This is a genomic window from Streptomyces aidingensis (assembly GCF_900112355.1).
GTDB lineage: Bacteria > Actinomycetota > Actinomycetes > Streptomycetales > Streptomycetaceae > Streptomyces > Streptomyces aidingensis.
Genome location: NZ_FOLM01000009.1, coordinates 1 through 18,915, shown reverse-complemented (window position 1 = coordinate 18,915; position 18,915 = coordinate 1). Strand labels below are relative to the sequence as shown.

Here is an 18,915-nt window from a genome sequence, read left to right as displayed (position 1 = left end):
TCAGTGGTTCTCCTCGGTGCGGGGGCGGGCGCCCCGCGGCTCGGCGGCGGGGGTCTGCCCGGCGGGCGGCTGCGCCCCGCCGAGCAGCAGGTAGAGCACGGCCATCCGCACGGAGACCCCGGCGGTGACCTGCTCGACCGCGGTGCAGCGGGGCGAGTCGGCGACCTCGGCGGTGATCTCCATGCCGCGGTTCATGGGGCCGGGGTGCATCACCACGGCGTGGGCCGGCATCCGGGCCATCCGGGCGCCGTCCAAACCGTAGCGGCGGGCGTATTCGCGCTCGGTGGGGAAGAAGGCGCCGCCCATGCGTTCCCGCTGCACGCGCAGCATCATCACCGCGTCGCTCTTGGGCAGCACGGCGTCGAGGTCGTAGGAGATCTCGCAGGGCCAGCCCTCCGCGCCGACCGGGAACAGGGTGGGCGGGCCGACCAGGGTGACCTCGGCGCCCAGGGTGGACAGCAGGTCGACGTTGGAGCGGGCGACCCGGCTGTGCAGGATGTCGCCGGTGATGGTGATGCGGCGGCCGGACAGGTCGCGGCCGAGGCCGCCGTCCGGGCCGAGCAGCCGGCGGCGCACGGTGAAGGCGTCCAGCAGTGCCTGGGTGGGGTGCTGGTGGGTGCCGTCCCCGGCGTTGATCACGGCGGCGTCGATCCAGCCGGAGGTGGCCAGCCGGTAGGGCGCGCCGGAGGCGCCGTGCCGGATGATCACCGCGTCGGCGCCCATCGCCTCCAGGGTCTGCGCGGTGTCCTTCAGGGACTCGCCCTTGGAGACCGAGGAGCCCTTGGCGGAGAAGTTGATGACATCGGCGGAGAGCCGCTTGGCGGCGGCCTCGAAGGAGATCCGGGTGCGGGTGGAGTCCTCGAAGAAGAGGGTCACCACGGTGCGCCCGCGCAGGGTGGGGAGCTTCTTTATCGGCCGGTCGGAGAGCCGGGCGAGCTCCTCGGCGGTGTCGAGGATCAGTACGGCGTCGTCGCGGGTCAGGTCGGCGGCCGAGATCAGGTGGCGCTTCATCGTTGCCTTCTGTGGGCCTTCGGGTGCCCGGGCGTTGCGGCCCGGTACGGGTGCGGGGAGCGGGTGCGGGCAGGCGCGGGTTCCGGCGGGGCGCCGGGTGCGGGCCGCCGGGGGCGCGGGCTAGCGGTCCGGGGTGGGGGCGGACTCGCGCAGGCCGAGCAGCACGCCGTCCCGGCCGTCCTCCTCGGCGAGCTTGACCCGCACCGCCTCGCGCAGCGAGGTGGGGATGTTCTTGCCCACGTAGTCGGCGCGGATGGGCAGCTCGCGGTGGCCGCGGTCGACGAGGACCGCGAGCTGTACGGCGCGGGGGCGGCCGAGGTCGCCCAGCGCGTCGAGGGCGGCGCGGATGGTGCGCCCGGAGAAGAGCACGTCGTCGACCAGGACGACGAGCCGGCCGTCGATGGATTCGCCGGGAATCTCGGTGCGGGCCAGCGCGCGGGCCGGTCTCAGCCGCAGATCGTCCCGGTACATGGTGATGTCCAGGGAGCCGGCCGGCATGGCGGGGCCGGCGATGTCGCCGAGCCGGGCGGCGAGGCGGCGGGCCAGATGGACGCCGCGGGTGGGAATGCCGAGCAGCAGGACATCGTCGGCGCCCTTGGTGCGTTCGACGATCTCGTGCGCGATGCGGGTGAGCGCCCGGGCGATGTCCGGGCCCTCCAGTACGGTGCGGGCGTGGGATGCGCCGGCGTTGTCGTCCATGCGGATGGGACCTCCTTCCCCGCCTCACGGGACGGGCTTTAAAGGACGTCTGGGGGTGGGCCTTCCGGGCACGGCCGCGGGCCGGCCCGGTGCGGTCGGTTCCCGAGCATACCCCAGCGTCGCATTACGCCACTGGGGCCCCTCCCGATACCGGCGAGGGGACCGGTGACGGCGCCATCACCCCTGGTCAGAGACGTATCGCAGGTTTCGGCTTGACGGTTTTCATCACGCTGCGTAACCTCACAGTGAGTAACAGCAGAGCCGTCCGGGGAGTCACATGTCCAGCGAATACGCCAAACAGCTCGGAGCCAAGCTCCGGGCGATCCGTACCCAGCAGGGGTTGTCGCTCCATGGCGTGGAGGAGAAGTCCCAGGGCCGGTGGAAAGCGGTCGTGGTCGGCTCCTACGAGCGCGGTGACCGCGCGGTCACCGTGCAGCGTCTCGCGGAGCTGGCGGAGTTCTACGGTGTGCCGGTCCAGGAGCTGCTTCCCGGGTCGACACCCGCGGGCGCCGCCGAGCCCCCGCCCAAGCTCGTTCTGGACCTGGAGCGGCTGGTCCAGGTGCCGTCCGAGAAGGCGGGGCCGCTGCAGCGTTATGTGGCCACCATCCAGAGCCAGCGCGGCGACTACAACGGCAAGGTGCTGTCGATCCGTCAGGACGACCTGCGCACCCTGGCCGTGATCTACGACCAGTCGCCGTCGGTGCTCACCGAGCAGCTCATCGGCTGGGGCGTGCTCGGCGCGGATGCCCGCCGCGCGGTGCAGACCGAGGAGGGCTGAAACCCGTCGGCGGCGTCCCGGCCGCCCGGCGCCGAAGGGGCGGGCCGGTGGACCGCACACGGTCTCCGGCCCGCCCCTTCGGCGGTCGCCCGGGCGGCGCGGTCAGCGCCGCAGCGTGGGCTTGAGGTCCTTCAGGCGGCCCAGCAGCCCGTTGACGAAGCCCGGGGAGTCGTCGGTGGAGTACTCGCGGGCAAGCTGCACGGCCTCGTCCAGCACCACCGCGTCCGGGGTGTCGTCCTCCCAGAGCAGTTCGTAGGCGGCCATCCGCAGGATGGAGCGGTCCACGCCCGGCATCCGGTCCAGGGGCCAGCCGACCGCATAGGCGGCGATCAGCTCGTCGATCCGCTCGGCATGCTCCGCATAGCCCTCGACCAGCTTCGCGGTGTACTCGGTGACCCGGGGATGGCGCTCGTCCTCCCGGGCGTGGCTCATCCACTCCGCGAGCACCGTCCCGGGGCGGCTGTCGCGCTGGTCCGCCTCGAAGAGGATCTGCACGGCGCGGGCGCGGGCCTTGCTGCGTGCCGCCACTTAGCCGCTCACCCGGCCGAGGTAGTCCCCCGAGCGGGTGTCCACCTTGATCTTCTCGCCGGTGGTGATGAACAGCGGCACCTGGATCTCGAAGTCCGTCTCCAGGGTGGCCGGCTTGGTGCCCCCGGTGGAGCGGTCGCCCTGCAGGCCGGGCTCGGTGTGCGCGACGGTCAGCTCCACGGCGGCGGGAAGCTCCACGAAGAGCGGGTTGCCCTCGTGGATGGCGACCGTGGCCTCGAAGCCCTCCAGCAGGTAGTTGGCGGCATCGCCGACGACCGCCGGGTCGACATGCAGCTGGTCGTAGGTCTCCATGTCCATGAAGACGAAGTATTCCCCGTCCTTGTAGGAGAACTGCATGTCACGCCGGTCGACGGTGGCGGTCTCGACCTTGGTGCCGGCGTTGAAGGTCTTGTCGACCACCTTGCCGGAGAGCACGTTCTTCAGCTTGGTGCGGACGAAGGCTCCGCCCTTGCCGGGCTTGACGTGCTGGAACTCGACAACGGACCAGAGCTGGCCCGAGTCGAGCTTGAGCACCATGCCGTTCTTGAGGTCGTTCGTGGTGGCCACGGTCGCGGATTCTCCTGAAGCAGCTTCGGATCGACGCGAGCCCCGGCGCCCGTCCGCCCGCCGGAGACGGGCTAAAGGGCGAGGAGCTCCTTGGTCGTGATGGTGAGTAGCTCGGGTCCGCCGTCCGTGGACGGCCGGACGACGAGGGTGTCATCGATGCGGACACCGCCCCGGCCCGGGAGGTGGACCCCCGGCTCGACGGTGACCGGCACACAAGGGTCGAGTCTACCCATGGCCACCGGGGACAGCCGAGGGTCCTCCCCGATTTCCAGCCCCACCCCGTGCCCGGTCACCGGCCCCAGCGCGGCGCCGTGCCCGGCCGCGTCCAGCACCGAGCGGGCGGCCTGGTCCACCGCCCGGTACTCGGTGCCCGGCGCCAGCGCCTCCCGGGCCGCCCGCTGAGCCGTGAACACCAGGTCGTAGAGGTCGATCTGCCAGTCCGCGGGCCGGGAGCCGATGACGAAGGTGCGGCCGATCTGGCAGCGGTAGCCGCGGTAGCGGGCGCCCATCCGCACGGTCAGGAAATCGCCCTCCTCCACCCGGCGGTCGGTGGGACGGTGGCCCGGGACGCCGGCATGGCTGCCGGTGGCCACCGACGTGGGGAAGGCCGCGCCCTCGGCGCCGTGGTCGATCAGCCGCCGCTCCAGTTCCAGGGCCAGATGGCGTTCGGTGCGGCCGACCAGAATGGACTCCAGCAGTTCGCCCAGCGCCCGGTCGGTGATCTCGGCGGCGGTGCGCAGCGCCGCGATCTCCTCCTCGTCCTTGACCAGCCGCTGGTGCTCCACCGCACAGTCCAGGTCGCCCAGTTTCAGACCGGCGGCGCGGGCCGCCAGCTCCCGGTGCCGGGCCACGGTGAGATGGTGCTCCTCCACCTCCAGCGAGGTCACCCCGGCGTCGGCCGCCAGCCCGGCCGCGACCAGGGCCGGGTCGCTGTCGTCGGTGAGCGGCAGCAGCCGCAGGGCGTCGTCCGCCTCCGGCGGCGCTCCGCCGGCCAGCGCCCCCCGGGGCGGCACCACCAGCACATCGGCGTCCGGCGCGGACTGCCCGGGCAGCACCAGCAGCACCGCGCCGGACGGCGCGGCCCCGGTCAGGTACCAGACGTTCGCGGGCCGGGAGACCAGCAGGGCCGCGTCGCCCGCCGCCGCGCGGCGGGCGCGCAGCCGGGCGCGCCGCACCGCGTGAGCTTCCGAGATGGTGGCCATGGGGCCGAGGGTACGCAGCCGGGCCGCCGGTTGTCCCGTTCAGCGGGTCCGCTCGGGGTGTCGGCGGCCCCGGCCCGGCGGGCGGCTCACCACTGCGGGGGGTTGGTGAGGGAGCGGGCCACCGCCTCGTCCAGCAGCCGGGCGGTGGCGGGCACATCCAGCCGGGAGTTGTCGATGATCGGCAGACCGGAGCTGTACCAGCCGGCCATCCGGCCGTGGATGGCGGCCACCTCCTCGTCGGCCAGCCGCCGGGTGCCGCTGCGCTCGGCATTGCGCTGGAGCACCACGTCCAGGCCGGGCAGCAGCACCACCGGGATCAGCCCGGGCCCGACATGCCGCTTCCAGCCGCCCAGGCCGACCGCGGGGCGGTCCGGGAAGACCGCGTCGTCCAGGATGCAGGAGATGCCGTTGGCCAGGAAGTTGCGGGCGGAGAAGCCGCAGGTGCGGCGGGCCAGCCGGTACTGGGCCTCGGAGTTCTCGTTCCAGCCGGCCCGGGGATCGGCGAAACCGGCCCGCACCCACTCGCGGACGTCGTCCAGGCTGATGTGCGCGGTGGGCACCCGGCGCCGGTCCGCCCAGTGGCGGGCCACGGTGGTCTTGCCGGCGCCGGCCGGGCCGATCAGCAGGACCGCCACCCCGGCGCGCGAGGCGTCCACCGGGGCGGCGCCCTGGACGGTCATCGGGCGCATCCCGCCGGGCGGCAGCGGGATGTTCCCGGTGGTGCTGCCGTCCGGCGGTGCGGGGGGCGGAACGGGGACTCCGCCGGGCTGATGCATCCGCTGCCACTCCGTTGTCATGAGGTGTCACGAGGTGTCACGAGGTGTCACGAAAGCCGTGCAGGCCGCCGCCCGGGGCCGCCGGGCCCCGGGGGGCGCGGTGCGGGCCGCCGCGGGCCCGTCCGGGAGGCCGGCGGGAGGGCCTCCCGGCGGCCCTGCCCGGAGGGTCACGGGTCCGTACCGGTCACACGGTACCGGGCCGCGCGGCCGGGCACCGCACGGCCCGGTACGGCCGGTGGCGGTCAGGGGCGGCCGGCGGCGGCGCCGGACCCGGCCGGCTCCGCGGCGAGCGCCCGCAGGGCGAGCAGGTAGGAGTCGATGCCGAAGCCCGCGACCGTGCCGCTGGCCACCGCCGCCACCACCGAGGTGTGGCGGAACTCCTCCCGGGCGTGCGGATTGGAGATGTGCACCTCGATCAGGGGTGCGGTGCGCTGCGCGGCGGCATCCCGCATGGCGTAGGAGTAATGGGTGAAGGCGCCGGGATTCAGCACCACCGGGAGGCGGGCGTCGGCGGCCTCGTGCAGCCAGCGCACCAGCTCGCCCTCGTCGTTGGTCTCCCGCACCTCCACCGCCATGCCCAGTTCCTCCCCCAGGGCGGTGCAGCGCGCCACCAGTCCGGCGTAGGAGGTGGCACCGTAGACATCGGGCTCGCGGGAGCCCAGCCGGCCCAGGTTCGGCCCGTTGAGGACCAGGACCCGCCGGCGGGGTTCCCGGCGCCCGCCGCTCACGCGGCGATCTCCGCGTGCGCGGCCAGCAGCAGGGACGGATCCGGGGCCTCCAGCACCGCGGGGCGGGCCAGGCCGTCCAGCACGATGAAGCGCAGCCGGTCGCCGCGGGTCTTCTTGTCCACCTTCATGGTCTCCAGCAGCCGGGGCCACTGGTCGCCGCGGTAGGTGACCGGCAGGCCGACCGCCTGGAGCACCCTGCGGTGCCGGTCGGCGGTGGCGTCGTCCAGCCGGCCCGCGATCCGGCCCAGTTCGGCCGCGAAGACCATGCCGACGGAGACCGCGGCACCGTGCCGCCAGCGGTAGCGCTCGTTCTTCTCGATGGCATGGCCCAGGGTGTGGCCGTAGTTGAGGATCTCCCGGCGGCCGGCCTCCTTGAGGTCGTCCGAGACCACCTCGGCCTTGACCCGCACCGAGCGCTCGATCAGCTCGGCGGTGTGCGGGCCCCGCGGGGAGCGGGCGGCCTCGGGGTCGGACTCGACCAGGTCCAGGATCGCCGGGTCGGCGATGAAGCCGGCCTTGATCACCTCGGCCAGTCCCGAGACATAGTCGTTGACCGGCAGGGACTCCAGCGCGGCCAGGTCGCAGAGCACCCCGGCCGGCGGGTGGAAGGCGCCGACCAGGTTCTTGCCCTCTGCGGTGTTGATGCCCGTCTTGCCGCCGACCGCGGCGTCCACCATGCCCAGCACGGTGGTGGGGACGGCGATCCAGCGCACCCCGCGCAGCCAGCTCGCGGCCACGAAACCGGCCAGGTCGGTGGTGGCGCCGCCGCCGACGCCCACGATGACATCGGTGCGGGTGAAGCCGGAGCGGCCCAGCGCGGACCAGCAGTAGGCGGCGACCTCGGCGGTCTTGGCGTCCTCGGCGTCGGGCACCTGCACGGCGATGGCCTCGTAGCCCTGCTGCGCCAGATCCTCGCGCAGCACCCGGCCGGTCTCGGCCAGCGCCTCGGGATGGATGACGGCGACCCGGCGGGCGTCGGTGCCCGTCAGCGCGGGGAGTTCGCCCAGCAGCCGGCGGCCGATCAGCACCTCGTAGGGCGCGCTGCCGGCACTGCCGCCGACCGCGACCCGGACCGGAGCGGCCTGGCCGGACGGGGTGCCGGAAGAGGGGGGAATGGTCACTGCTTGAGCTCCAATGCGTCCAGCACGGCCTCGGCGGCCTCCTCGGGGGTGCGGCCGGAGGTGGCCACCACGGCCCGGGCCACCTCGGTGTAGAGCGGCCGGCGCTGTTCCATCAGGGTGCGCCACTGCTGCCGCGGGTTGACCGCGAGCAGCGGGCGGGGGACGTCCAGCCCGACCCGGCGGACCGCGTCGGCCAGCTCCACGTCCAGGAAGACCACCGGCTGCCCGGCCAGCAGGGCCCGGGTGGCCGGGCGCAGCACCGCGCCGCCGCCGAGGGAGAGCACCCCGGGGTGCTCGGCGAGGGCGGTGCGCACCGCGGCGGCCTCCAGCTCGCGGAACGCCTCCTCGCCGTCGGCCAGGAAGATGTCCGGAATCGGCTTGCCGGCCGTCCGTTCCACATCGGCGTCGGTGTCCCGGAAGGCCAGGCCGAGCCGCCGGGCGAGCAGGGTGCCGACGGTGGTCTTTCCGGAGCCGGGCGGGCCCACCAGGATCACCGCGGGTCCGGCGGCGGCGCGGCCGGGGGCTGCGGCGGCGGTCACCGGATCTCCAGACCGTCCAGGTAGCCCCGGACGTTGCGCCGGGTCTCGGCGACGCTGTCGCCGCCGAACTTCTCGGCCACCGCGTCGGCCAGCACCAGCGCCACCATGGCCTCGGCGACGATCCCGGCCGCGGGCACCGCGCAGACGTCGGAGCGCTGGTGGTGGGCGCGGGCCGGTTCGCCGGTGGCGGTGTCCACGGTGGCCAGCGCGCGGGGCACGGTGGCGATGGGCTTCATGGCGGCCCGGACACGCAGCAGTCCGCCGGTGGAGATGCCGCCCTCGGTGCCGCCGGAGCGCCCGGTGGCCCGGCCGATGCCGTCCGGCGTGGTGACGATCTCGTCGTGCGCCCGGGAGCCGGGCACCCGGGCGAGCGCGAAGCCGTCGCCCAGTTCGACTCCCTTGATGGCCTGGATGCCCATCAGGGCGGCGGCCAGCCGGGCGTCGAGGCGGCGGTCCCAGTGCACATGGGAGCCGAGGCCGACCGGCACGCCGTGCGCGACCACCTCCACCACGCCGCCGAGGGTGTCGCCGTCCTTGTGGGCCTGGTCGATCTCGGCGACCATCGCCTTGGAGGCGTCGGCGTCCAGACAGCGCACCGGGTCGGCGTCCAGCGCGGCCAGGTCGCCGGGGGCGGGGACCAGGCCGTGCGGGGCCCTGGCGCCGCCGAGCTCCACCACATGGGAGAGGATCTCGATGCCGGTGGTCTCGCGCAGGTAGGAGCGGGCCACCGTGCCCAGGGCGACGCGGGCGGCGGTCTCCCGGGCGGAGGCGCGTTCCAGCACCGGGCGGGCGTCGTCGAAGCCGTGCTTCTGCATGCCGGCCAGGTCGGCGTGGCCCGGGCGGGGGCGGGTCAGGGCGGCGTTGCGGGCCAGCTCGGCCAGCTCGGCCGGGTCCACCGGGTCGGCGGCCATGACCTTTTCCCACTTGGGCCACTCGGTGTTGCCGATCATGACGGCCACCGGTGAGCCGAGGGTGCGGCCGTGCCGCACGCCGCCGAGGAAGGTGACCTCGTCGCGTTCGAACTTCATCCGGGCGCCGCGGCCGTAGCCGAGCCGCCGCCGCGCCAGTTCGTCGGCCACGAGGTCGGTGGTGACCGGGACACCGGAGGGCAGCCCCTCCAGCGTTGCGACAAGTGCGGGGCCGTGCGACTCCCCCGCGGTCAGCCAGCGCAACCTGCTCAACGGTTCTCCTTAGTCGTCGGAGGGGCAGGCAAGGGGCAGTCGGGCCGCCCCCGTGCCGTCCCCGATCCTGCCACGCCCCCCGGTGGTGCCCGGCCCCATCCCAGCCTGCGGACGTCCGGCGGCGGTCAGCCGGGACGGCCGGCCAGCGCCGCCTCGCCGGCCGCCCGCATGGCGGCCAGCGGCGCGGGGGCGCGGCCGGTCATCTGCTCGACCTGGAGCACCGCCTGATGGATCAGCAGGTCCAGGCCGCTGACCACCCGGCCGCCGCGGTCCGCCCAGGCGGCGGCCAGCGGGGTGGGCCAGGGGTCGTAGAGCACGTCGAAGAGCACTCCGGGCCGGTCCGGCACGGCGGCGGCGAGCGCGTCGGTGGCGCCGGCCGGGGTGGTGGCGATCACCAGCGGGGCGCGCAGCGCCTCGGCCGCGGCGTCCCAGGGGGCGTCCCGCACGCCGGCGCCGAGCCGTTCGCCCCAGCCGCGCATCTCGGCGGCCCGGGCCGGGGTGCGGACATAGGCGGTGACCTCGCCGCCGCAGATCCGGGCCAGCGCGGCCAGTGCCGAGGAGGCGGTGGCGCCGGCGCCCAGCACGGCGGCGTGGTCGGTCTTCTCCACGCCGCGCTCGCGCAGTGCGGCCACCATGCCGGGGATATCGGTGTTGTCGCCGAGCTTCCGCCCGTCCTCGGCGAACACCACGGTGTTCACCGCCTCCACCGAGGCGGCGGTCGGGCTGATGGCGTCCACCAGCGGGATCACCGCGCGCTTGAGCGGCATGGTCAGCGAGAGCCCGGCCCATTCGGGGCCCAGGCCCGCCAGGAAGCCGGGCAGGGTCCGCTCGTCGGTCTCGTAGCGCCCGTAGGTCCACTGCCGCAGACCGAGCGCCTGATAGGCGGCCCGGTGCAGGACCGGGGACAGGGAGTGGGCGATGGGCGAGCCCAGCACCGCCGCCCTGGTCCGGGCGGGCGGAGGCGGGCCGGACGCGTCGGCCGGACCGGTCGGCTCACTCGATGCCAAGCTGCTCATTCAGCTCTTCCCGCAGTCGCTCGTGCTCTTCCAGGGTCTTGGTGAAGGTGGTCGTGCCGTCTATCGAGATGAAGAACATCCAGCCCTCGGCGGTGGGGTTGAGGGACGCGTCGAGCGCGGCGTCGCCGGGGCTGCCGATCGGTCCGGGCGGCAGACCGGCGTGCACATAGGTGTTGTACGGGTCCTGCTCGTTGTGGATCTCTTCCTCGCTGATCTTCAGCTCGCTCTGGCCGCGCAGGTAGTTGAAGGTGGAGTCGAACTCCAGCTTCCGGTTGGTGATGTCGTTGTCCGGCTGGAGCCGGTTGTAGATCACCTCGGACATCTGCTGGAAGTCCTCCGAGGTCAGCCCCTCGGCCTGCACCAGGCTGGCGACCGTCACCAGGTCGTAGGCGGATTCCAGCCCCAGGCCGGCGGCTTTCTCCTCCAGTCCGTACTCGCTGTACTTGGCGGTGGCGCGGCCGACCATCTCGGACAGCAGCGCTTCCGGGGTGACGCCCTCGCCGACGTCGTAGCGGGCGGGGAAGAGGAAGCCCTCCAGCGGGTCCTTGACGTCCGGGCGGCCCTGGGCCCACTCGGGCAGCGGCCAGTCGCCGCCGGCCGCGACCTGCGCCGTGGTGCCCGCCTCCAGGCCGAGCTTCTCGTCGATCAGGGCGTAGATGGCCTCGGCCCGCATGCCCTCGGGCACGATCAGGGTGTTCAGCGCGGCCGGGTCGGTCATCAGCGCGACGGCGGACTCGGCCGACATCTCCAGCCGCAGCACGTAGAAGCCCGGCTGGATGACCTCGCCCTCGGCCGCCCGGGTGAAGGCGGCCACGCTCTTCACCACGCCGGCTTCCTTCAGGATGTTGCCCATCTGGGAAACGATGGTGCCCTCGGGGATCTCCACCTGGACCTCGCCGTGGCCCTCGCCCGCGTAGTCCGGGGGCGGCCCGAAGCGGTCGTCGTAGAACTGTTTGGCGTAGTAGCCGGCGGCCAGCAGGCTGCCGAGCAGCACCACGGCCACCACCAGGCAGGCCAGGCCGCCGCGGCGTTTCGCCGGACGTGCGCCGTCCCGGCCCCGGCGGGAGCGCGGCTCCCAGTCCTCGTCGTCGTCGCCGGGCGGCCCGAAGCCGCGGTCGCCGTCGGCGTCGGCGTCGGCACCGTCGGCGCGGAGGCCGTCGCGGCCCCGGCGGGCGGCGCCCCGGCCGCGGCGGGCCGTCCGGCCGCTGCCCCGGTCCTCGTCATCGTCGTCCCGCGAGGCGAAGAACTCGGCCTCGCCCTGGTCGGGGCCGGGGTCCCAGCCGGTCTCGGGATCCGGGCCGGGACCGGGGCGGACATCGGGACGGCCGCCGTCGGGGAAGCCGTAGCCGCCGGTGTGCTCCCGGGCGGGCGGCTGCCGGTCGTGCGGCTGCTGCGGGCGCGGCGGCGGGTAGCCCTGCTGTCCCCCGGCGGCGTACGGGTCCTGGTGGCCCTGGCCGCCGCCGTAGGGGCCGGCGGGGTGCTGACCGGTGCCGGACCCGTCCCAGTCGCCCTGGTAGCCCTGCCCCGGCCAGCCCCGGCCGTCCGCCGCCTGCCGGTGCTGCGGGTACTGCTCCTGGTGCTGGGGATACTGCTGGTGCTGCTGCGGGTACTGCTGGTGGTCCTGCTGGTACCGCCCGCCGTCGTAGTACGGCTGGTGCTGCTGGTGCTGCGGCCCGCCGCCGTAGGTCTCCCAGGACCCCTGCTGCGCCCCGCCGTAGGCGTCCGGGTAGGAGCCGTCCGGGTAGGAGCCGCGGTAGGACCCGTCGTAGGAGGCGCCGTAGGAATCCCCGTAGGCATCGCTGCGGCCTTCCGCCCAGGACCCGTCTCCGTAGAGCGGGTCCTGCGGGTGCCACGGTTCGGAGCCATGGCCCCGGCCATACTCACTCATCGATCCCCTTGCGACGCCGGGTCTCCGTCGGTCCCGCACCTTCGGACCGGGAGTTCGAACACTACCGCGCAGCCGCTGATGTTCGAATGACTGTCATCTTGCGCAGGAACGTTACCGTATTGCGATCAGACAACCACTTCGACGCACTGCCCCGGAGGACTGCCGGACACCCGTTCAGTCTCCAGTGCCGCTTCGAGAATCACCACCGCCGCGGCCTGGTCGATCCGGCCGCGCCCCTTTCTGGCCGGAACGCCCGAGTCGCGCATGCGCTGCGCCGCGGTCACCGTGGACAGCCGCTCGTCGACCAGCCGCACCGGCACCGGCGCGATCCGCCGGGCCAGCTCCTGGGCGAAGACCCGCACCCGTCCGGCGGCCGGACCCTCCCGCCCGCTGAGCGAACGCGGCAGCCCGACCACCACCTCCAGCGGCTCGTACTCGGTCACCAGGGCGGCCAGCCGCCGGTGGGCGGCCGGGACGTCACGGCCCGGGACCGTCTCCACCGGCGTGGCCAGCAGCCCGTCGGGGTCGCTCGACGCGACCCCGATCCGGGCCTCCCCCACATCGACGGAGAGCCGCCGGCCCCGTCGCATCAGACGGCTTCCGACACCAGGCGCTCGACCGCGGCGAGCGCGTCGTCGACCGCGGCCGGGTCCTGGCCGCCGCCCTGGGCGATGTCCGGCTTCCCGCCGCCTCCTCCGCCCAGCGCCCCGGCCGCGGCGCGGACCAGCTCACCGGCCCGGATGCCGCGCTCACGGGCCGCCTCATTGGTCGCGATCACGGTCAGCGGACGGCCCTTGACCACCGTGAACAGCGCCACCACGGCGGCCCGCTCGCCCGGGATCCGGCCGCGCACGTCCAGCACCAGCCTGCGCAGGTCCTCGGCGGTGGTGCCGTCCGGAACCCGGCCGGAGGCCAGCGCCACCCCGCGCACGTCCTTCGCCTCCCGGGCCAGCCCGGCGGCGGCCTGGAGCACCTTCTCGGCGCGGAACCGCTCGATCTCCTTCTCCGCCTCCTTCAGCCGGGTGAGCATGCCGGAGATCCGCTCCGGCAGCTCCTCCGGGCGGCCCTTGAGCAGCTCCGTGAGCTGTGAGACGACGGTGTGCTCGCGGGCCAGGAAGCGGTAGGCGTCGGTGCCCACCAGGGCCTCCACCCGGCGCACCCCGGAACCGATGGAGGACTCCCCCAGCAGCTTGACCAGCCCGAGCTGGGCGGTGTTGTGTACATGGGTGCCGCCGCACAGCTCCTTGGAGTAGTCACCGATGGTGACCACCCGGACGCGTTCGCCGTACTTCTCGCCGAACTCGGCGATGGCGCCCTGCTTCCGTGCCTCGTCCAGCGACATGATCTCGGCCGAGACATCGAGATCGCGGGCCAGCACCTCGTTGATCTTCTGCTCCACATCGGCCAGTACCGAGCCCGGCACGGCGGACGGCGAGCCGAAGTCGAAGCGGAAGCGGCCGGGCGCGTTCTCCGAGCCGGCCTGGGCGGCGGTCGGGCCGAGCGCGTCGCGCAGCGCCTGGTGGGTGAGGTGGGTGGCGCTGTGCGCGCGGGCGATGGAGCGGCGGCGCTGCACATCGATGACCGCGTGGCAGGGGGCGCCCACGGTCACCTCGCCGACCTGCACCACGCCCTTGTGCACGCTGACCCCGGGGACCGGCTGCTGGACGTCCCGCACCTCGATCACGGCGCCGTTGTCCAGCCTGATCCGGCCGGTGTCGGCCAGCTGGCCGCCGCCCTCGGCGTAGAAGGGGGTACGGTCCAGCACCACCTCGACCTCGTCGCCCTCGGTGGCGGCGGGCGAGGAGACGCCGTCCACCAGCAGGCCGGCCACGGTGGCCTCGCCCTCGGTGCCGGTGTAGCCGGTGAACTCGGTGGGCCCCGCGGTGTCGGCCACCGAACGGTAGGCGGACATGTCGGCATGGCCGGTCTTCTTGGCCTTGGCGTCCGCCTTGGCGCGTTCCCGCTGCTCGCGCATCAGCCGGCGGAAGCCCGCCTCGTCCACGGACAGGCCCTGTTCGGCGGCCATCTCCAGGGTGAGGTCGATGGGGAAGCCCCAGGTGTCGTGGAGCAGGAACGCCTTGTCGCCCGGCAGCACGGTGGAGCCGGCGGCCTTGGTCTCGGTGACCGCGGAGTCCAGGATGTTGGTGCCGGCCTTGAGGGTCTTGAGGAAGGCGGCCTCCTCGGCCTGGGCCACGGTCTGGATCCGGCTGCGGTCGGTGATCAGCTCCGGGTACTGCTTGCCCATGGTGTCGATCACGGTGTCCACCAGGCGGCCGGTCACCGGACCGGTGGCGCCCAGAATGCGCATGTTGCGGATGGCCCGGCGCATGATGCGGCGCAGCACATAGCCGCGTCCCTCGTTGCCCGGCGTGACGCCGTCGCCGATCAGCATCACCGCGGTCCGCATATGGTCGGCGACCACCCGCAGCGAGATGTCGCCGGCCTCGGCGTCCCCGTAGCGCACCCCGGTCAGCCCGGTGGCCTGGTCCATGACCACCCGCAGGGTGTCGGTCTCGTACATGTTGCGCACGCCCTGGAGGATCATGGCGAGGCGTTCCAGGCCGAGACCGGTGTCGATGTTCTTGGCCGGCAGGTCCCCGGTGATCTCGAAGTCCTCCTTGCCATGGCCCGGACCGCGCTCGTACTGCATGAAGACCAGGTTCCAGATCTCCACATAGCGCTCGTCGTTGACGGCCGGGCCGCCCTCGGGACCGAACTCGGGGCCGCGGTCGTAGTTGATCTCCGAGCAGGGGCCGCACGGGCCGGGCACGCCCATGGACCAGAAGTTGGGGCCCATGCCCAGGCGCTGGATCCGCACCGCGGGCACCCCGATGACATCCCGCCAGATGCGCTCCGCCTCGTCGTCCTTCTCGTAGACGGTGATCCACAGCCGCTCGGGGTCCAGGCCGTAACCGCCGTCCGCGGCCGGGGCGGTGAGCAGCTCCCAGGCGAGCTTGATGGCACCTTCCTTGAAGTAGTCGCCGAAGGAGAAGTTGCCGCACATCTGGAAGAAGGTGCCGTGCCGGGTGGTCTTGCCGACCTCCTCGATGTCCGGGGTGCGCACGCACTTCTGGACGCTGGTCAGGCGGGGCGCGGGCGGGGCGGCCTCACCCAGGAAGTAGGGCTTGAACGGCACCATGCCGGCGGGGACCAGCAGCAGGGTGGGGTCGTCGGCGATCAGCGACGCCGACGGGACGACGGTGTGCCCCCGCTTCTCGAAGAAGCTCAGCCAGCGGCGGCGGATTTCGGCCGACTCCATCAGTGGTCCTCTTTTCGGGGGTTCGGGGCAGTCGGGGTGTTCCGGTCGGTGGCCGCGGCCCCGGGGCCGCGGCCGGACGGGGCGGGGATGCCCGGCGCCGGGCGCCGGGCCGCTGCCGGGCGCGGGAGCCCGGGCGGGGGCGGGGCGGCCAGGCCCAGCGCGTCGTGCAGTTCGGCCTCGCGCTCCGCCATGCCGCCGCGCACCTCCTGGGCGAAGTCCCGCAGCCGGCGGCCGGTGTCGACGGCCCGGCCGGCCGCGCGCAGGGCGAGCGAATCGGCGCTCAGCTCCCGCAGCGTGCGCTGGACCCGGGTGGTGGCCCAGACGCCGGCGGCGGCTCCCGCGCCGAACCAGAAGACGCGTCGGAACATGGCGGCCTCAGTCCTTTCCGCCCCGGCGCGGCCGGGCGATCAGCACGGTGGTGCGCGGACGGGCGGCGCCGGGATCGGCGCCGCGGGCGCCGCGGCGGCGGGCCAGGGCGCGGCGGACGCCGTAGCCGAAGGCGGCGACCTTGACCAGCGGGGTGCCGAAGGCGGACGAGACGGTGCCGGCCAGAGCCGAGGCGTTGGCCGTGACCTCCTGCACATCGGTGGCGATGGCGTCCACCTTGTCGAGCTGGCTCCGGGCGGACCGCACGGTGTCGGACGCCTCGGCGAGCAGCGGTACGGCCCGCTCGGTCACGCCGGTCACCAGTCGGCTCGCCGCCCTGAGCACCTGGGCCAGCCTCACCAGCACCACGGCGAGGAACGACACCAGGATGGCCCAGAACACGGCCACCAGGAGACCGGCCACTTCTCCACCGGACAACGCTGCACCGCTTCCCTGAGACGACATGATCTTGGGCAGATCAAGGGTTCGTGGGGTCGGCCGCCGCTCACCGGGCAGAGCCCGCGGACGAAGGGACGGCAGACCACGACCCTATCGCGCCCGAAGGCCCGGGCCGAACCGTATTCCGGCGCCCGGCCCGGCGCGCCGGGCGGAACGCGCCGGGCCGCCGGTTCCCCGGGCGGTGGTGGCGGTCCGGGGCCGGCGGCCGTGGGGTGCGGTGCAGTGCGGTCGGTGCACTCGGTGCGCCGGGTCAGCGGGCGTAGTACTCCACCACGAGCTGCTCGTCGCAGATCACCGGAATCTCGCGGCGCTGCGGGTCGCGGTCGAGGCGGAAGGCCAGCGCCGGGAGATTGACCTCCAGATAGCGCGGCGCCGCTCCGTCACCCGCCCAGCCGCCCTCACGGGCCACCTGGAAGGGGTGCTTCTCCCGGCTGCGCTCGCGGACCCGCACCACATCGCCGGGGCGGACCCGGCAGGAGGGGCGGTCGACCTTGCGGCCGTTGACCTCGATATGGCCGTGCACCACCATCTGGCGGGCCTGGTAGACGGTGCGGGCCAGACCGGAACGCAGCACCAGGGCGTCGAGGCGGCGCTCCAGCTCGACGATCAGGTGCTCGCCCGTCTTGCCCTCCTTGGCCTTGCGGGCGCGCTCGTAGGCGCGGGCGAGCTGGCGTTCGCTGATGTCGTACTGGGCCCGCAGCCGCTGCTTCTCCAGCAGCCGGACCTTGTAGTCACTGGTCTGCTTGCGGCCCCGGCCGTGCACGCCCGGCGGGAAGGGACGCTTCTCGAAGTACTTGACGGCCTTGGGCGTCAGCGCGATGCCGAGCGCGCGGCTCTGCTTGACCTTGGGACGCGACTGGTTCACGTGCGGGAGACCTCCGTGTAAGTTAGGCAAGGCTTACCTTATCCGAGGAGGATGCATGGATCGACCTGGGGTCCCTGTTCCGGGCCGGCCGCGCCCCCTGGACGGCGACGACGAGCAGCGTCCGTCCGCCGCCGAGCGTCTGCGCACCCTCGCGGAGTCGAACGCCTCGGGCGTACTGGTGATTCCGGGCGCCGGGGAGCCGACGGGCCCGGACGGCCTCGGCGGGCCGGAGGACTTCCCGGAGACCCGGTGCGAGACCCGCGCCGTGGACCCGGCGGGCCGGGTGCTGCTGCTGGTCGCCGGGGACTCCCCGGCCGCCCGGGCACTGCGCGCCGGCCCCGGGGGCGAGCCGGCCGGGGTGCTCAACCTCACCGACGTGGCCCCGGTCGCCGTACCGCACCGGGTGCGCGGCCGGGCCGCCCTGGCGGGCTGGCTGACCGCCGTGCCGGACCGGGAGCGGGCCGCCGCCCTGCGGCTGCTGGACGCGGCGCCGGACACCACGGGCGTGGTGCTGCGCCTGGAGGCGGGCGAGGGCCATGTGCACGATCTGTGGGGGGAGTCGGCGGTGGAGCCGGAGGAGTTCGCCGCCGCGGTCGCCGATCCGCTGGCGCCGCACGAGGCCGAGCTGCTCCAGCACCTCGCCGCGGCGCACGGCGACCGGCTTGCGCGGCTGTGCGTGCTGCTGGACGGCCGGCGCCGCGGCCGGTGGGAGCGGATGGCCCCGGTGGCGCTGGACCGCTTCGGACTGCGGGTCCGGTTCTGGGCCGGGGACTCCGGTTTCGACGCCCGCTTCGACTTCGCCGCCCCGGTGGCCGACACCACCGCGCTGCGCCACGCCATGCATCACCTCTTCACCACCGCCCTGTCATAGCCGCCGGACCGCCCCGGCGGCAGAGCAGCGGCGCTCCCCCGCCGGGCCGGGGACGGCGGCCGCCACCGGGAGAGGGCGGCCACCCGGAAGCAGCGCACACCCGCACCCGGCGGACGCCGTCGCCGACCCGGCGGGCCCGGCCCGGCGGCTCCGCGGATCAGTCCCGGTCGCCGCCGGCCAGGCGCTCCCGGACCCGCTGCACCACCTCGGCATAGCGGGCCTCGGCGCCCCGACCGGTGGGCCGGTAGTACCGCTTGCCGTGCACCGCGTCCGGCGCGTACTGCTGGGCGGCGATGCCGCCGGGCAGATCGTGCGGATACCGATAGCCCTGGCCGTGGCCCAGTTGCTGCGCGCCCCGGTAGTGGCTGTCCCGCAGATGCGCCGGCACCGGCCCGGCCAGCCCGGCCCGGACATCGGCGAGCGCCTCGTCGATGGCCAGATAGGCGGCGTTGGACTTGGGTGCCAGCGCCAGGGCGAGCACCGCCTGCCCGAGCACGATCCGGGCCTCCGGATAGCCGATCATCGCCACCGCCTGGGCCGCAGCCACCGCCGTCGGCAGCGCGGTGGGATCGGCCAGCCCGATGTCCTCGCTGGCCGAGATCATCAGCCGCCGGGCGATGAACCGCGGATCCTCCCCGGCCTCGACCATCCGGGCCAGGTAGTGCAGCGCGGCATCGGCGTCCGAGCCGCGGATGGACTTGATCAGCGCGCTGGCCACGTCGTAGTGCTGGTCGCCCGCCCGGTCGTAGGTGACGGCGGCGCGGTCGACCGTCTCCTCCAGGGTGGCCAGCCCGATCTCCGTACCGCCCCGGTCCAGGGTGGCGCCGGCCGCCGCCTCCAGGGCGGTCAGCGCGCGGCGGGCGTCGCCGCCCGCCAGCCGCAGCAGATGGGCCTCGGTGTCCGGGGGAAGGGAGACCGCTCCGCCCAGACCGCGCTCCTCGGCCACCGCCCGGTGCAGCAGGGCGCGGATGTCCTCGTCGGTGAGCGGCTCCAGGGTGAGCAGCAGGGAACGGGAGAGCAGCGGGGAGATCACCGAGAAGTAGGGATTCTCGGTGGTGGCG

At 74.1% G+C, this 18,915-nt stretch carries 20 protein-coding genes; 2 read left to right on the top strand and 18 right to left on the bottom strand.

From position 1 onward, the window contains the following. Together BM242_RS16735 and pyrR are read right to left on the bottom strand one after the other, a co-directional pair. Positions 1–1,011: an aspartate carbamoyltransferase catalytic subunit gene (locus tag BM242_RS16735; RefSeq protein ID WP_093839664.1), complete on the bottom strand. Its 1,011-nt coding sequence runs from the start codon at positions 1,009–1,011 to the stop codon at positions 1–3. A 120-nt stretch (positions 1,012–1,131) separates the two neighbouring features. Further along, positions 1,132–1,710 (bottom strand): bifunctional pyr operon transcriptional regulator/uracil phosphoribosyltransferase PyrR, encoded by a 579-nt coding sequence (pyrR, locus tag BM242_RS16730; RefSeq protein ID WP_093839663.1) that lies wholly within the window; start codon positions 1,708–1,710, stop codon positions 1,132–1,134. Positions 1,711–1,987: 277 nt separating this feature from the next. Here pyrR and bldD point away from each other — a divergent pair, with 277 nt between their 5' ends. Then, entirely contained in the window at positions 1,988–2,488 is a 501-nt protein-coding gene (bldD, locus tag BM242_RS16725) for a transcriptional regulator BldD (protein WP_093839662.1), read from the top strand. A gap of 102 nt (positions 2,489–2,590) precedes the next feature. On the opposite strand, the gene nusB is transcribed toward bldD, so the two are convergent. The 15 genes from nusB to rpsD form a co-directional block, all read right to left on the bottom strand. Next, positions 2,591–3,016, bottom strand: a complete 426-nt coding sequence (gene nusB, locus BM242_RS16720; protein ID WP_093839661.1) for a transcription antitermination factor NusB — start codon at positions 3,014–3,016, stop codon at positions 2,591–2,593. Then, entirely contained in the window at positions 3,017–3,583 is a 567-nt protein-coding gene (gene efp / locus BM242_RS16715) for an elongation factor P (protein ID WP_093839660.1), read from the bottom strand. A 71-nt stretch (positions 3,584–3,654) separates the two neighbouring features. Further along, entirely contained in the window at positions 3,655–4,776 is a 1,122-nt protein-coding gene (locus BM242_RS16710) for an aminopeptidase P family protein (protein WP_093839826.1), read from the bottom strand. Positions 4,777–4,871: 95 nt separating this feature from the next. Further along, on the bottom strand, positions 4,872–5,561 hold the full coding sequence (locus tag BM242_RS16705; protein WP_245834193.1) for an AAA family ATPase: 690 nt from the start codon (positions 5,559–5,561) through the stop codon (positions 4,872–4,874). Between the two features lie 242 nt (positions 5,562–5,803). After that, positions 5,804–6,289: a type II 3-dehydroquinate dehydratase gene (gene aroQ / locus BM242_RS16700; protein ID WP_093839658.1), complete on the bottom strand. Its 486-nt coding sequence runs from the start codon at positions 6,287–6,289 to the stop codon at positions 5,804–5,806. Continuing rightward, entirely contained in the window at positions 6,286–7,410 is a 1,125-nt protein-coding gene (aroB, locus tag BM242_RS16695; protein ID WP_245834191.1) for a 3-dehydroquinate synthase, read from the bottom strand. Before aroB ends, aroQ begins: the two co-directional genes overlap by 4 nt. Then, on the bottom strand, positions 7,407–7,949 hold the full coding sequence (locus BM242_RS16690; protein WP_093839657.1) for a shikimate kinase: 543 nt from the start codon (positions 7,947–7,949) through the stop codon (positions 7,407–7,409). The genes aroB and BM242_RS16690 overlap by 4 nt, the downstream gene beginning before the upstream one ends. Beyond that, positions 7,946–9,130 carry a chorismate synthase gene (gene aroC / locus BM242_RS16685; protein WP_093839656.1) on the bottom strand — a complete coding sequence of 395 codons (1,185 nt, stop codon included), beginning with the start codon at positions 9,128–9,130 and terminating at the stop codon, positions 7,946–7,948. The genes BM242_RS16690 and aroC overlap by 4 nt, the downstream gene beginning before the upstream one ends. A 125-nt stretch (positions 9,131–9,255) precedes the next feature. Further along, positions 9,256–10,146: a shikimate dehydrogenase gene (locus BM242_RS16680; protein ID WP_093839655.1), complete on the bottom strand. Its 891-nt coding sequence runs from the start codon at positions 10,144–10,146 to the stop codon at positions 9,256–9,258. Continuing rightward, a complete protein-coding gene (gene mltG, locus BM242_RS16675; RefSeq protein ID WP_093839654.1) occupies positions 10,124–12,034 on the bottom strand; it encodes an endolytic transglycosylase MltG in 1,911 nt (636 codons plus the stop codon). Before mltG ends, BM242_RS16680 begins: the two co-directional genes overlap by 23 nt. A 125-nt stretch (positions 12,035–12,159) precedes the next feature. Continuing rightward, positions 12,160–12,624 (bottom strand): Holliday junction resolvase RuvX, encoded by a 465-nt coding sequence (gene ruvX, locus BM242_RS16670; RefSeq protein ID WP_093839653.1) that lies wholly within the window; start codon positions 12,622–12,624, stop codon positions 12,160–12,162. Then, positions 12,624–15,293, bottom strand: coding sequence for an alanine--tRNA ligase (alaS, locus tag BM242_RS16665; RefSeq protein WP_093839652.1), 2,670 nt, complete (start codon positions 15,291–15,293; stop codon positions 12,624–12,626). The genes ruvX and alaS overlap by 1 nt, the downstream gene beginning before the upstream one ends. After that, positions 15,293–15,661, bottom strand: coding sequence for a DUF6167 family protein (locus BM242_RS16660; protein WP_093839651.1), 369 nt, complete (start codon positions 15,659–15,661; stop codon positions 15,293–15,295). The genes alaS and BM242_RS16660 overlap by 1 nt, the downstream gene beginning before the upstream one ends. 7 nt (positions 15,662–15,668) lie before the next feature. Beyond that, positions 15,669–16,097 (bottom strand): DUF948 domain-containing protein, encoded by a 429-nt coding sequence (locus BM242_RS16655; RefSeq protein WP_093839650.1) that lies wholly within the window; start codon positions 16,095–16,097, stop codon positions 15,669–15,671. 271 nt (positions 16,098–16,368) lie between these two features. Further along, entirely contained in the window at positions 16,369–16,983 is a 615-nt protein-coding gene (gene rpsD, locus BM242_RS16650) for a 30S ribosomal protein S4 (protein WP_093839649.1), read from the bottom strand. A 55-nt stretch (positions 16,984–17,038) separates the two neighbouring features. Between rpsD and BM242_RS16645 the strand changes: the two genes are divergently transcribed. Beyond that, positions 17,039–17,854 carry a DUF2470 domain-containing protein gene (locus BM242_RS16645; RefSeq protein ID WP_245834189.1) on the top strand — a complete coding sequence of 272 codons (816 nt, stop codon included), beginning with the start codon at positions 17,039–17,041 and terminating at the stop codon, positions 17,852–17,854. A 157-nt stretch (positions 17,855–18,011) separates the two neighbouring features. Here the strand turns inward: BM242_RS16645 and BM242_RS16640 are convergent. Then, positions 18,012–18,915 (bottom strand): AAA family ATPase (locus tag BM242_RS16640; protein WP_093839648.1); only part of this gene is annotated, 904 nt, incomplete at its 5' end.

Coding starts and splice junctions, on each gene's coding strand:
- BM242_RS16645 (WP_245834189.1), top strand. CDS start 17,039: ATGGATCGACCTGGGGTCCCTGTTCCGGGCCGGCCGCGCCCCCTGGAC.
- BM242_RS16735 (WP_093839664.1), bottom strand. CDS start 1,011: ATGAAGCGCCACCTGATCTCGGCCGCCGACCTGACCCGCGACGACGCC.
- BM242_RS16705 (WP_245834193.1), bottom strand. CDS start 5,561: ATGCATCAGCCCGGCGGAGTCCCCGTTCCGCCCCCCGCACCGCCGGAC.
- BM242_RS16660 (WP_093839651.1), bottom strand. CDS start 15,661: ATGTTCCGACGCGTCTTCTGGTTCGGCGCGGGAGCCGCCGCCGGCGTC.
- BM242_RS16680 (WP_093839655.1), bottom strand. CDS start 10,146: ATGAGCAGCTTGGCATCGAGTGAGCCGACCGGTCCGGCCGACGCGTCC.
- ruvX (WP_093839653.1), bottom strand. CDS start 12,624: ATGCGACGGGGCCGGCGGCTCTCCGTCGATGTGGGGGAGGCCCGGATC.
- mltG (WP_093839654.1), bottom strand. CDS start 12,034: ATGAGTGAGTATGGCCGGGGCCATGGCTCCGAACCGTGGCACCCGCAG.
- bldD (WP_093839662.1), top strand. CDS start 1,988: ATGTCCAGCGAATACGCCAAACAGCTCGGAGCCAAGCTCCGGGCGATC.
- pyrR (WP_093839663.1), bottom strand. CDS start 1,710: ATGGACGACAACGCCGGCGCATCCCACGCCCGCACCGTACTGGAGGGC.
- alaS (WP_093839652.1), bottom strand. CDS start 15,293: ATGGAGTCGGCCGAAATCCGCCGCCGCTGGCTGAGCTTCTTCGAGAAG.